We start from the raw sequence: 13,249 nt of genomic DNA on the forward strand, positions 1-13,249 counted from the left end.
TTTATTTAGTAACCATTTGCATTGTTTCTTGTGTTAACTGCTTTAGTAATACAATTTTACCTTTCTCTAATTGGTCTATAGCTGCATTATCATAATGCCTAATGGTATATAAAGACACGTTTTCATAACAAGTTACCTTAAACTTTGCCTTTAAATGTTGTAATAACTTTTCTAAATTCTTGTAACCATTATCAAAACAAACTGAAAAACTTATCGCTGAATTTTGAATGACATCAACTTTCATTTTATACAGATGCAACAGGTTAAAAATTTCACTGATGTTTTCTTCCACGATATAAGAAAAGTCTAATGAAGACAGTGAGATTAACACTTGATCTTTTTTAAGTATAAAACATGGGATTTCAGGTTCTAATCCTTGGCCTTTAGCAACAGCTGTTCCCGGATTTTTAGGGTTCAGAAATGACTTTACATACAACGGAATCTCCTTTCGCTGCAACGGTTGTAATGTTTTTGGGTGAATAACAGATGCGCCATAAAAAGCTAATTCTATCGCTTCACGATAGGATATTTTATGAAGTAATTGGGCATTCTCAAAATACCGTGGATCAGCGTTTAAAACGCCTGGCACATCTTTCCAAATAGTAACGCTGTCTGCATTTAAACAGTACGCAAAAATAGCTGCTGTATAATCACTTCCTTCTCTACCTAACGTAGTGGTAAAGTTATTGGAATCACTTCCTAAAAATCCTTGAGTGATGTTTAAATTATTTTGCTTAAAGTTTTTTGATATGAGGCTTTGTGTCTTTTCCCAATCAACGTTGGCTCTACGGTAATAATTATCTGTTTTAATAAACTCTCTTACATCTATCCAAGCATTTTTTAAACCCATTTCATTTAAATAAGCACTTACAATTGTTGTTGAAACCAATTCACCAAATCCTATGGTTTGATCATAAACATAGTTGTAATCTGGCGATTTATTACGATCAAAAAATGCCGTTAATTCATCAAATAATGTTGATATTGCTTTAAAGATATTGTGATTTTCATTTTCAAATAAATCCAGTAAAATAGCATTATGGAATTTTCTAACATCCTGAATGGAACTCCTTAAGGCTGCTTTATTATTAAAATAATTATCAATAACCTGTTCAATAGCATTGGTTGTTTTTCCCATTGCTGATATGACAATTAACGTTTTTGAATGACCTGTCTCATTCAAGACACTTAATAAATTCCTTACACCTTCAGCATCTTTTACTGATGCTCCTCCAAATTTAAATATGCGCATATTATATTTTTGATAAATAAGATTTTATACCTTTTTCATTTAAATGAACAACATCCCAATCTCGTTTAACATCTGCTCCTTTCTCCTCGTAAAATTTTATAGCTGGTTCATTCCAGTCCAATACTTCCCAACTTATACGTTTTACCCCTAAATCTTGTCCATACCTTACAACTTCATCCAACAGCAAAGTCCCTAATCCTTTGCCTCTCATGCGCTCACTAACAATCAAATCCTCAAGGTGCAAAATATTCCCTTTCCAAGTAGAATATCTTGTGTAAACAAGAGCCATACCTTCAATATGGCCATCAAATTCAGCAACAAAACATTGAAATTTAGGATTTTCACCAAATCCATCTCGCTCAAGATCTGAAACAGAAATAGCTACTGCATGAGGTTCCTTCTCAAAAATAGCTAACTCTTTTATGAGGTCAAGAATTCTAGACATATCGCTTTTATTGGCTTTTCTTACCTTAATATCCATTTGAAGATTTTACCTCAAAGATAGCTTTTTATCTTATAATTAAATTTCCGAAAACGTTGTAGTTTATTAAAAAATCCGATATTTGTACAAACAACAACTTACTGGATATTCATGTCTCAAAAAAATCAAACTTTAGGTGAATTTATCATTGAAAATCAATCATCATTTAAATACACCTCAGGAGAACTTTCTCGTTTAATAAATTCCATTCGTTTAGCTGCAAAAGTTGTTAATCATGAGGTCAATAAAGCAGGTCTTGTTGATATTATTGGAGCAGTAGGAGATACAAACATTCAAGGCGAAGACCAACAAAAACTGGATGTTTATGCGAATGACAAATTTATCCAAACCCTTACAAATAGAAATATTGTTTGTGGAATTGCTAGTGAAGAGGAAGATGATTTTATTTCAATTAATAGTCAGGATGAAAACAATAACAATAAATATGTTGTTTTAATTGACCCATTAGATGGTTCATCAAACATTGATGTGAATGTATCTGTTGGAACCATTTTTTCAGTTTACAGGCGCGTTACACCAGTTGGAACACCTGTAACTATTGAGGATTTTTTACAACAAGGAAATCAGCAAGTGGCAGCAGGTTATGTGGTTTATGGAACTTCAACCATGTTGGTTTACACAACGGGAGCTGGTGTAAATGGGTTTACATTGAATCCAGCCATAGGAACCTTTTATCTGTCGCATCCGGATATGGAATTCCCTGAAAATGGTAAAATCTATTCCGTGAATGAAGGGAATTATATACATTTCCCTCAAGGGATAAAAAACTATATCAAATATTGCCAAATGGAAGAAGGAGACAGACCTTATACATCAAGATATATTGGTTCTTTAGTGTCTGACTTTCATAGGAATATGATAAAAGGTGGTATTTACTTGTATCCTAAAAGTTCGAAAAATTCAAATGGGAAATTACGCTTGCTATATGAATGTAATCCCATGGCGTTTTTGGCAGAACAAGCTAAAGGTAAAGCCAGTGATGGATTTAATAGAATAATGGATATTCAGCCTACAGAACTTCACCAACGTGTACCTTTTATTTGTGGTAGCAGAAACATGGTTGAGAAGGCAGAAGAATTTATGCGATTGGCAGAATAAAAAAATGCGAACCAATAGGCTCGCATTTAAATTATAATATACAGAATTTTTACCTGTTCATATTTCTAATTTCCTCAATAAAAGTATCTAGATCAACACCGTTGGCTACTAAAGTTAAAGCCTTATCAACTACATATTTTACGTTTTCTGGTGAAAAACCTAACCCAATACCTATTTTACGCAACACCAATTCCTCATGATCACCTTGAATATGATCCACATGAACCATGCGTGCCAAATCAAAAAGTCTTTCTAATCGTCTATCATATGATGTTGGTGGGTTGATAGGATGTGATTGATAATCCTTTAGAATCTCTTTGTAAGTGGTTTCACTGATATCTAAATTTCTAGCCAAACGATCTAAAAACGCTTTCTCCTCATCAGTGATAATTCCGTCATCCATGGCAACTCTAACTATTGCTGCAAAATGGTCTTCATTGCGCTTTTTAAATCCGCTATCAAATAAATCTAAAATTGACATATATTCTTGTTTTATAAAGTGGTGCAAACTTACATATTTTTTCTTTTTTCTGATAAGAAAAAAGACCTAAAATAAGTTCACTCATCCCTTTTAAAATATAGTCCGTAAGAGTAAATATAATTTTAATAATAGTTTTAATCAATAATCTCTTAAACAAAATTTTATATTTGCACAAAATAACTTGTCTTGAGTAAATCTACCCTCTCGCAAACATATAAACAGGCTTTGCAATCGCAAAATCTGCAAAATGCTATTGCCCAAACTCAAAATAGAACACACATAAAAGGCCTTGTTGGGTCATCTGTTTCATTTGTTTTTACTGAACTTTTTAAGGAGGCTGACAAACCATTTTTACTCATATTCAATGACAAGGAAGAAGCCGCTTTTTACCTGAATGACTTCGAAAGGTTGTTAAACGATAAAGATGTTCTGTTTTACCCTGGAAGTTATAGGCGTCCTTACCAAATAGAAGAGACTGATAACGCCAATGTATTATTGCGTGCTGAAGTATTAAACCGTATTAACTCTAGAAAAAAACCAGCTATAATAATTACATATCCTGATGCGCTTTTCGAAAAAGTAGTAACCAGGCGTGAATTAGAAAAAAACACATTAAAGATTTCAGTAAATGATAATCTATCCATTGACTTTGTAAACGAAGTATTGTTTGAATATAAATTTAAACGTGTTGACTTTGTTACAGAACCCGGAGAATTTTCAGTTCGTGGTGGTATTGTAGATGTGTTCTCATTTTCACATGACGAACCCTATCGTATTGAATTTTTTGGCGACGAAGTTGATAGTATCAGAACCTTTGATGTAGAAACACAACTCTCAACCGATCAAATTAAGAAAATTAGCATTATTCCAAATGTGGCTAATAAATTTTTAGAAGAAAGCAGGCAAAGCTTTTTGAAATACATCGCGCAAAAAACTGTGATTTTTACTAAAAATGCGCAATTAGTTTTTGATAGGATTGATGATTTTTATGGAAAAGCGGAAGAGGCCTTTAAAACACTTTCAACTGAAATAAAACATGCCGAACCTGAAGAGTTATTTTGTAATTCAACATTATTAAAAAAACAGCTTTTAGATTTTAATTTAGTTGAATTTGGGACTTCAGCTGTCATGTTGAACACAGTTGAAACATCACAAACAATAACTTTTAACACAACACCACAGCCAACCTTTAATAAGCAATTCAATTTATTGATTGATAATTTGAATGCCAATCATGAAAAAGGCTACACCAATTATATAGCTTGTGTAAGCGAACAACAAGCAAAACGTTTTCATGATATTTTTAATGATGTAGATCAAGAGGTTCATTATCAAACCATCGTGCTTTCATTATTTCAAGGCTTTATTGATCATGATAATAAAATAATCTGCTATACAGACCATCAAATTTTTGAACGCTATCATAAATTCCATCTAAAAAACGGTTATGCAAAAAAACAAGCTATAACCTTACGAGAATTGACCAATTTAGAAATAGGCGATTATGTAACGCATATTGATCATGGTATTGGAAAATTTGGCGGACTTCAAAAAATTGATGTTGAAGGCAAAAAACAAGAAGCTATTAAATTGGTGTATGGTGAACGCGATGTCTTGTATTTAAGCATTCACTCGCTTCATAAAATTACTAAGTTTAATGGCAAAGACGGTAAACCTCCAAAAGTTTACAAATTGGGCAGCAAAGCTTGGAAAACACTTAAACAAAAAACCAAATCTCGTGTAAAAGAAATTGCCTTTAATCTTATAAAAGTTTATGCCAAACGTAAGCTAGAAAAAGGCTTTCAGTATAATCCTGATAGTTATATGCAGCACGAATTAGAGGCATCATTTTTATACGAAGACACGCCAGATCAAACAACTGCAACTGCTGACATTAAAGCTGATATGGAAAGTGACAGACCAATGGACAGATTGGTCTGTGGCGATGTTGGTTTTGGAAAAACCGAAGTTGCAATCCGAGCAGCATTTAAGGCAGTTGATAATGGCAAGCAGGTGGCGGTTCTTGTACCAACAACTATTCTTGCCTATCAGCATTCTAGAACCTTTAAGGAACGACTCAAAGATTTTCCTGTAACCGTTGATTATCTCAACCGGTTTAGAACAGCCAAGGAAAAACGTGAAACGCTTGAAAATCTCGAAAAAGGAGCTATTGATATTATTATTGGAACCCATCAATTAGTAAATAAAAATGTTAAGTTTAAAGATTTAGGATTATTGATTGTTGATGAGGAACAGAAATTTGGTGTTGCAGTCAAGGAAAAGTTAAAAACATTAAAAGAAAACGTTGATGTCTTGACATTAACAGCTACTCCAATACCAAGAACATTACAGTTCAGTTTAATGGCGGCACGTGATTTATCAGTTATTACCACACCTCCACCTAATCGTTATCCAATAGAAAGCCATGTTATTCGTTTTAGCGAGGAAACCATTCGTGATGCCATTACTTATGAAATTCAACGTGGTGGACAAATTTTCTTTATTCATAACCGGATTGAAAACATCAAAGAAGTTGCAGGCATGATTCAACGTTTAGTTCCAGATGCCAAAATAGGGATTGGTCACGGACAAATGGAAGGCAAAAAGTTAGAGCAATTGATGCTCGCCTTTATGAATGGTGAGTTTGATGTTTTAGTGAGTACTACCATTGTTGAAAGCGGATTGGATGTACCCAATGCCAATACCATTTTCATAAATAACGCAAATAATTTTGGATTGAGTGACTTACACCAAATGCGTGGTCGTGTTGGTAGAAGCAATAAAAAAGCCTTTTGTTATTTCATTACACCTGAATATTCCGCTATGACCAATGATGCCAGAAAACGAATTACTGCGTTAGAACAGTTTACCGAATTGGGTAGTGGTTTCAACATTGCCATGAAAGATTTGGAAATTAGAGGAGCTGGTGATTTATTGGGTGGTGAACAGAGTGGATTTATTAATGATATTGGCTTTGATACCTACCAAAAAATACTCAATGAAGCCATAGAAGAACTCAAAGAAAATGAATTCAAAGATTTGTATAAAGATGATGGTAAACCAAAGGAATATGTAAAAGATATTACTATTGACAGTGATTTTGAATTATTATTCCCAGATGACTATATCAATAATATAACCGAACGCTTAAACCTTTACACGCAACTTAATAATATAAAAACTGAAGAAGAGCTTCAGAAATTTGAAACAGAATTGATTGACCGATTTGGGGAATTGCCAACACAAGTTGTCGATTTATTAAACAGTGTACGAATTAAATGGATTGCTACTAAAATGGGATTAGAAAAAGTAGTGATGAAAAAAAATAAGCTCATTGGCTACTTTATTAACGACCAAAAGAGTGCTTTTTATCAAAGTCCGCAGTTTACCAAGGTTCTTCAATTTGTACAATCACATCCTCATGCCTGTAAAATGAAAGAAAAGCAAACCAGGAATGGACTTCGGTTACTGTTAACTTTTGAAAATATTTCCACAGTTCAGAAAGCTTTAACGGCCTTAAAACCGATTATGGATTAGTTTTTGTTATATGGGTTTAACGTCTAAAATGAAATAAACAGCATTATGAAAAAATGGCTTTTAATAATTTCGATTCTTCCACAGTTTCTATTATCGCAACATAGCATTAGAGGTAACTTTTCGCCAGCTGAAGAGTTTACTTATGCCTTTCTGTATAAAAACACACCTTCGGGAGCTGATTATATTGATCGTGCTAAATTAAAAGCTGATGGATCCTTTACTATTGAAATGGCACCTGAAGCAACATCAGGAATTTATAAAATAGTGTATGCCACTCCTCCTGAAGACAATAATTTTAATTTTTTCTACGACGGGAAAGAGGATGTTGTTCTTAATTTTGATTTGGAAATGGGCTTATCATTTATAAGTTCAAACGACAATATACTTTGGGATAGGTACCTATCCGATATCAGTAATATTAATGGACAAATTAGCGAGTTTTATGCTTCTGAAAATACCAAAGAGCAAGTCATTAAATCTATTTTTAAAAATTTAGATGAAACCCAAAGGTCTTATGAAGAAACAGCTAAGAACTCTCAAGTTTTGGCATTTATAAAAAGTAACAGAACCTATATTCCTACTGAATACGAAGACATCAATACTTACTCAAAAAACTTAAAAAACCACTATTTTGATCATATTGATTTTAATAATGAACTCTTACAAAGTTCCGAGTTTTTAACTGAACGTGTGTTAGCCTTTATTTATGCCATGCCAGCTACCGCCAACGCTTACAAAAGCGCTGTTGATGAAGTGGTTCTTGCCATTGGAGACAATAGCAATGTACAAATGAACCTTTTAGAGGCTATTTGGGCAAGTATGCTTAATAGCGAACAAGATATTGTAGCCAATTATATAAGTGATACTTATTTATTAGAATTGGCTAAGCAAAACAATAATGAATTACTAATAGAAGTTTTAGAGGAATACAAAAATACGGCTATTGGCAACAAAGCAGTAGATTTTGAATTCACTTATCTAGATAATGATAAACCCAATGAAACAAGTTTATACGAATTGGATAAATCTGATAAGTATTTACTTATTTTTTGGAGTAGTACCTGCAGTCATTGTTTAGAAGAATTACCAAAAGTTAAAAGCATAATGGATGAACATCCAGAAATTACAGTAATTGCTTATGCTCTTGAAGATAGTGTTAGAAATTGGAACAAAACTATTACTAATTACCCAGATTTTTTAAACACTTATGATTTAGGTAAATGGGAAAGCCCAGTAGTTAAAAGTTATGCTGTTCAAGCGACACCTAGCTTTTTTATATTAGATAAAGACAAAAACATTCTGGCAAAACCAGAACATTTTGATGATTTAAAAGCTTTTTTAGAAAATTAAAAGTGATAAAATGCGTTTTCTAAATGCTCAATACTATAATCCTTTTCTTTTTTAGTAATAGCTATAATATCAAAACGTACCTCAACATCTAAATTATTTACGGTAACATATTCATCAACAGCTTTAACCAGATTTTTAATTTGTTTGGGTTTAACAAAATCTTGTGGATCTCCAAAATCAACAGTCGATCTAGCCTTTACTTCAATTATGGCCAATATATCTTGTTGCCTCGCAATGATATCAACTTCGGCTTTATCAAATCGGTAATTTCTGGCAATTATATTGTATCCTTTTCCTAAAAGGAAATCAACAGCCATTTGCTCACCTTTTTTACCGAGTTCATTGTGTTGTGCCATATTCACTTCCCAAGAAATTGGGTGTCTAAATTTTATAATTATAAATAAACGAAAAAAGGCACATTTTACAATGTACCTTTTATCTAAAGTTTAATTAAAACCTATTAGGTTGGTCCATTATCACCATCATTGTCATCATTATCCTCATCATCATCATTTGATGTACAACTTGACAAATCAAATTCTGAATACATAGCCCAGCTATTTCCGGAAAATTCTGAGCCTTCAGCCCAAGCTGTTTCTCCTCCTGTTGGTCCTTCAACTTCTGCATGAGCAGCAAAACAATAATTATCACCAACTTCTGTAATTGGTATGATGTAAACTACTTCATTATCCGTTTCAGAAAAAGGTTCTGTGAACTCGAACTGACCAATTTGCGGATTTCCAGAGCCTGTTGTAGGTACCCAATCGTTTTCACAAAGCCCTATGCTTAAATGTGTTGTTCCAATAGTCCAGTCTGAATTTACAGTAAATGTTACAATGAGATTATCTCCATCAACATCAATTGTTACTGAACCTGCCGTATGGTGCTGTCCTGCAATTAAATGAGTATATACACAATGTTCACCATTGTCTGTGTCTGGGCTATCATCTTGTTGTTCAAGTTCTGTTTGCTTATTCTTTCTTTTTTCAGAGAGTTCATCTCCTAATTGTTCGTTTGAACAACCAACAATTAAGCATAAGAAAAATACAGCCATAAGGGTAGTAAGTTTTTTCATGATTTGTAGATTTTGGGTTAAGTGATTGAAAGGTAATAAGGTTTGCCGATAATAACACAAAAAAATCGCTGAACTGCGCAAAAAAATAAATTTTTAGCGTATTTTCTTACGCTACTCGATGAACGACATTAAATTTAGAGATGCATCTTATTTTTGAAATATAACTGAAGACTGTTCTTTACTAACGTTCATTTCAATTGTTCGTCCTAAAATCATAGCACGATTATCTTTTTCATGGCCAGCTGGCATATTAAAGCAAATAGGGAAATCATAATCTGATAGGGCATCTAGTATAAGTTGCTCTACAGAGCTTCCCCAAAGCGTCGTGTTTTTTCGAAGCTTACTCATATCACCTACTAAAAGACCCTTACAATTATCAAAATATCCAGCACGTTTTAAACTTTGCAGCATACGATCAATGTGGTATTTATACTCCCCTATTTCTTCAATAAACAATATTTTTTCTGAAGTATCAATACTGGTTTTTGAACCTAACATAGTATGCAGCATGGTTAAGTTTCCGCCTACTAAAGGAGCTGAAACTTTGCCTATTCTGTTATATTGCGAACCTTTTAAATTATATTGTAATGGCTCTCCAAAAATCGCTTTTCTAAAGGTCTCTACCGATTCAGAAATATCATTCAAATCATCAGTTAAACTCGTGCACATTAACGCATGAATACTTTCAAACCCTTCATTATTAAATTGATTGTGCAACGCGGTAATATCACTATAGCCAATTAACCATTTCGGATGTTTTCTAAACTTGGTGTAGTCTAACTTATCTAAAATTCTAACCGTTCCATATCCACCTCTAGCACACCAAATAGCACTAACTTTAGGATCATCCATGGCTTTCTGAAAATCCTCGCATCGTTGAGCATCTGTTCCCGCAAAATGATTATCCTGACTAAAAACGTGATCACCAACAACAGCATGTAACCCCCAACTTTTCAGCAATTCAACAGCCTGTTGTACCTCTTTTTGTCTGTTCTTTAAAATACCTGATGGCGCAACAATAGCTACTGTATCGCCAGGCTTTAAATATGGTGGTTGTATCAAAGTTTTCGATTTTAAATTTTTGGCATCATCCAATTGCTGTCGTTCCTTTTCTCCAAAAAAAAGAAGACAACACAGGCTAAATAACAAGGTGATTTTTGACATATTGTAAATGTACATTTTTTTTCAGAAACGCTCTTAAATTACGTACTTTTGTGGCTTCAAAACCATTTTGAAAACAGTTATGACATCTATTTGTCCCCTCGAGCGCAGTCGAGAGGTTTTTTGCTAAAGGTCTCGACTGCGCTCGACCAGACATGAAAATAGACAATGAATAATACACGACGATATACCATCACAGCTGCATTACCGTATACCAACGGACCCATTCATATTGGTCATTTGGCTGGTGTTTATGTGCCTGCAGATATTTATGCACGTTACCAAAGACTCATCGGGAACGATGTCGCTTTCATTTGTGGTAGTGATGAGCATGGCGTGCCTATTACCATAAAAGCCAAAAAAGAAGGTGTATCACCACAAGATATTGTAGATAAATACCATGCTATTATAAAAAAATCGTTTGTGGATTTTGGAATCACTTTTGACAATTACTCACGTACATCTGCAAAAATTCATCATGATACGGCTCAAGAATTTTTTAAAACACTTTATGATAATGGTGAGTTTATAGAAGAAGTTACCGAGCAATTATATGATGAAGAAGCTAATCAGTTTTTAGCTGATAGATTTGTAATTGGTACGTGTCCAAAATGTGGCAACGAAGAAGCCTATGGCGATCAATGTGAAAACTGTGGGAGTAGTTTAAATGCTACAGATTTAATCAATCCTAAATCTGCTATTACAGGTAATGTTCCAACTTTAAAACAAACCAAACATTGGTTTTTGCCACTAGACAAGCATGAAGCTTTTCTTAAAGAATGGATTTTAAAAGGTCATAAAAAAGATTGGAAACCCAATGTTTACGGACAAGTAAAATCATGGATTGATGATGGATTACGCCCTCGTGCTGTAACACGCGATTTAGATTGGGGAATTCCAGTTCCAGTTGAAGGCGCAGATGGTAAAGTATTATATGTTTGGTTTGATGCGCCTATTGGTTACATTTCTGCAACCAAAGAGTGGGCGGAACGTGAAGGAAAAGATTGGGAACCCTATTGGAAAGACGAAAACACAAAACTTGTGCACTTTATTGGGAAAGATAATATTGTGTTTCACTGCATTATTTTTCCAAGTATGTTAAAGGCAGAAGGTAGCTATATTCTTCCAGATAATGTACCTGCAAATGAATTTCTAAATTTAGAAGGTAACAAGCTGTCTACTTCTAAAAACTGGGCCGTTTGGTTGCCAGACTATCTAGAAGATTTTCCAAATCAACAAGATGTCTTACGTTATGCCTTAACAGCCAATGCTCCTGAATCTAAAGACAATGATTTTACTTGGGCAGATTTTCAAGCACGAAATAATAACGAGTTAGTTGCTATTTTTGGGAATTTTATTAATCGTGTTGTGGTATTGACCAATAAATATTACGGTGGTGTTATTCCGGAACCTTCTGAATTTACTTCTGGAGATGAAGAAACTTTAGCAGCGGCAAAAGCTTATCCAGCAGTGATTGCAAGCTCTATTGAACGCTACAGATTTAGAGAAGCTTCGCAAGAATTAATGAATTTGGCACGTTTAGGCAACAAATATTTAGCCGATGAAGAGCCTTGGAAAGTGATCAAAGAAGATGAAGCACGTACTAAAACCATTATGTATGTTGCCTTGCAAATTGCATCGGCTCTGGCTACGTTAAGTGAACCGTTTTTGCCTTTCACTTCTGCAAAATTAAAAACTATCCTTTGTCATTCTGAACTTGATTCAGAATCTACTTGGTCTGATATTTCCTCAAAAAATATTTTAATCCCATCAGGTCATCAAATAGGTAAAGCTGAATTATTGTTTTCAAAAATTGAAGACAAAACTATTCAGGAACAATTAGATAAATTAGAAGCAAGTAAGCTAGCTAACGAAGTAGCCAAAAAAACAGTTGAACCACAAAAGGACACCATTACTTTTGAAGATTTCACTAAATTGGATATTCGCGTTGGCACCATTCTAGAAGCCGAAAAAATGCCAAAAACCAAAAAGCTTTTAGTCTTGAAAGTTGATACAGGAATTGACGTACGCACCATAGTTTCTGGTATTGCCGAAAGCTTTACTCCTGAAGAAGTTGTTGGTAAAAAAGTAACGGTTTTGGTCAATTTAGCACCAAGAGCTTTGCGTGGTGTAGAAAGTCAAGGAATGATTTTAATGACTGAAACTCCTGAAGGTAAATTGGTATTTGTCAATCCAGATTCTAAAACAGATACTACTAACGGGTTACAGATCTCTTAAACTATATGCATCATCATTTTAACGTATTGAATTAATTATCCAATTGCCTATTCTCTAGTTTTGAATTATAAAATTTAGAACTATGAGAAAACTAATGATTTTAATATTGACTGTAACTTTATTTTCTTGCGGTAGTTCAAAAACCGTTAGAGATTCAAAAAAAGTTATAAAAGGTGAATGGGTTTTAAACTCCATTAATTACAGTGAAGCTGGAACATTTAATGTAACCTTACTTGATGATGCTTCAAAAAAATGTTTTGAATACAGTACATGGCGTTTTATACCTAATAATAATACTGGAATTTATACCATTAACGATTCGTCTTGTGAACAAGGAGACCGTTATTTTGTTTTTACCATTCAAGAAGTAAATGAGCAAACAGGCTTATATGATTTTCTTCTAAAACCTACAAATGAAAAAGGTAAATCTGAAACAAATAAAGGGTTTCGCATGCGACTATCCGCAATTTCAGAAACGTCTATGCAATGGCAACAAACCGTATATGTAGAAGGAGATCCTTTTACAATAACAATGAATTTTAATAAACTTTAATA

General features: G+C 33.7%; 11 protein-coding genes. 5 read left to right on the forward strand and 6 right to left on the reverse strand.

The window, feature by feature from the left end:
- Nucleotide 1: 1 nt before the first annotated feature.
- Nucleotides 2-1,252: an aspartate kinase gene (locus HGK31_RS01915; protein ID WP_191858249.1), complete on the reverse strand. Its 1,251-nt coding sequence runs from the start codon at nucleotides 1,250-1,252 to the stop codon at nucleotides 2-4.
- A gap of 1 nt (nucleotide 1,253) precedes the next feature.
- On the reverse strand, nucleotides 1,254-1,733 hold the full coding sequence (locus HGK31_RS01920; RefSeq protein ID WP_104734889.1) for a GNAT family N-acetyltransferase: 480 nt from the start codon (nucleotides 1,731-1,733) through the stop codon (nucleotides 1,254-1,256).
- A gap of 111 nt (nucleotides 1,734-1,844) precedes the next feature.
- Here HGK31_RS01920 and fbp point away from each other — a divergent pair, with 111 nt between their 5' ends.
- A complete protein-coding gene (gene fbp, locus HGK31_RS01925; protein WP_191858250.1) occupies nucleotides 1,845-2,852 on the forward strand; it encodes a class 1 fructose-bisphosphatase in 1,008 nt (335 codons plus the stop codon).
- A 49-nt stretch (nucleotides 2,853-2,901) separates the two neighbouring features.
- Here the strand turns inward: fbp and HGK31_RS01930 are convergent, their stop codons facing one another.
- Nucleotides 2,902-3,333, reverse strand: coding sequence for a fructose 1,6-bisphosphatase (locus HGK31_RS01930; RefSeq protein ID WP_104734891.1), 432 nt, complete (start codon nucleotides 3,331-3,333; stop codon nucleotides 2,902-2,904).
- Nucleotides 3,334-3,519: 186 nt separating this feature from the next.
- Here HGK31_RS01930 and mfd point away from each other — a divergent pair, with 186 nt between their 5' ends.
- Both mfd and HGK31_RS01940 read left to right on the forward strand, forming a co-directional pair.
- A complete protein-coding gene (mfd, locus tag HGK31_RS01935) occupies nucleotides 3,520-6,870 on the forward strand; it encodes a transcription-repair coupling factor (RefSeq protein ID WP_191858251.1) in 3,351 nt (1,116 codons plus the stop codon).
- Nucleotides 6,871-6,915: 45 nt separating this feature from the next.
- Nucleotides 6,916-8,220, forward strand: coding sequence for a TlpA family protein disulfide reductase (locus HGK31_RS01940; protein WP_191858252.1), 1,305 nt, complete (start codon nucleotides 6,916-6,918; stop codon nucleotides 8,218-8,220).
- Here the strand turns inward: HGK31_RS01940 and HGK31_RS01945 are convergent.
- From HGK31_RS01945 to HGK31_RS01955, 3 genes are all read right to left on the reverse strand, one after another.
- On the reverse strand, nucleotides 8,217-8,576 hold the full coding sequence (locus HGK31_RS01945; RefSeq protein ID WP_191858253.1) for a YraN family protein: 360 nt from the start codon (nucleotides 8,574-8,576) through the stop codon (nucleotides 8,217-8,219). The two genes, HGK31_RS01940 and HGK31_RS01945, sit on opposite strands and share 4 nt — an antisense overlap.
- Before the next feature lie 104 nt (nucleotides 8,577-8,680).
- The gene (locus HGK31_RS01950; RefSeq protein ID WP_191858254.1) at nucleotides 8,681-9,295 is read right to left on the reverse strand and encodes a hypothetical protein; all 615 of its coding nucleotides are present in this window, start codon (nucleotides 9,293-9,295) and stop codon (nucleotides 8,681-8,683) included.
- Between the two features lie 147 nt (nucleotides 9,296-9,442).
- A complete protein-coding gene (locus HGK31_RS01955) occupies nucleotides 9,443-10,459 on the reverse strand; it encodes a S66 peptidase family protein (RefSeq protein ID WP_191858255.1) in 1,017 nt (338 codons plus the stop codon).
- A 165-nt stretch (nucleotides 10,460-10,624) separates the two neighbouring features.
- Between HGK31_RS01955 and metG the strand changes: the two genes are divergently transcribed.
- Together metG and HGK31_RS01965 are read left to right on the forward strand one after the other, a co-directional pair.
- A complete protein-coding gene (gene metG, locus HGK31_RS01960; protein ID WP_191858256.1) occupies nucleotides 10,625-12,694 on the forward strand; it encodes a methionine--tRNA ligase in 2,070 nt (689 codons plus the stop codon).
- A gap of 82 nt (nucleotides 12,695-12,776) precedes the next feature.
- Nucleotides 12,777-13,247 carry a lipocalin family protein gene (locus HGK31_RS01965; protein ID WP_104734898.1) on the forward strand — a complete coding sequence of 157 codons (471 nt, stop codon included), beginning with the start codon at nucleotides 12,777-12,779 and terminating at the stop codon, nucleotides 13,245-13,247.
- Nucleotides 13,248-13,249 lie beyond the last annotated feature (2 nt).

It is taken from the genome of Hanstruepera ponticola (assembly GCF_012931685.1).
Taxonomy (GTDB): Bacteria; Bacteroidota; Bacteroidia; order Flavobacteriales; family Flavobacteriaceae; genus Hanstruepera; species Hanstruepera ponticola.

Excerpts from the sequence above, each read along its gene's own strand:
- HGK31_RS01915 (WP_191858249.1), bottom strand. The coding sequence starts at position 1,252 with ATGCGCATATTTAAATTTGGAGGAGCATCAGTAAAAGATGCTGAAGGT.
- HGK31_RS01920 (WP_104734889.1), bottom strand. The coding sequence starts at position 1,733 with ATGGATATTAAGGTAAGAAAAGCCAATAAAAGCGATATGTCTAGAATT.
- fbp (WP_191858250.1), top strand. The coding sequence starts at position 1,845 with ATGTCTCAAAAAAATCAAACTTTAGGTGAATTTATCATTGAAAATCAA.
- HGK31_RS01930 (WP_104734891.1), bottom strand. The coding sequence starts at position 3,333 with ATGTCAATTTTAGATTTATTTGATAGCGGATTTAAAAAGCGCAATGAA.
- HGK31_RS01940 (WP_191858252.1), top strand. The coding sequence starts at position 6,916 with ATGAAAAAATGGCTTTTAATAATTTCGATTCTTCCACAGTTTCTATTA.
- HGK31_RS01945 (WP_191858253.1), bottom strand. The coding sequence starts at position 8,576 with ATGGCACAACACAATGAACTCGGTAAAAAAGGTGAGCAAATGGCTGTT.
- HGK31_RS01950 (WP_191858254.1), bottom strand. The coding sequence starts at position 9,295 with ATGAAAAAACTTACTACCCTTATGGCTGTATTTTTCTTATGCTTAATT.
- HGK31_RS01955 (WP_191858255.1), bottom strand. The coding sequence starts at position 10,459 with ATGTCAAAAATCACCTTGTTATTTAGCCTGTGTTGTCTTCTTTTTTTT.
- metG (WP_191858256.1), top strand. The coding sequence starts at position 10,625 with ATGAATAATACACGACGATATACCATCACAGCTGCATTACCGTATACC.
- HGK31_RS01965 (WP_104734898.1), top strand. The coding sequence starts at position 12,777 with ATGAGAAAACTAATGATTTTAATATTGACTGTAACTTTATTTTCTTGC.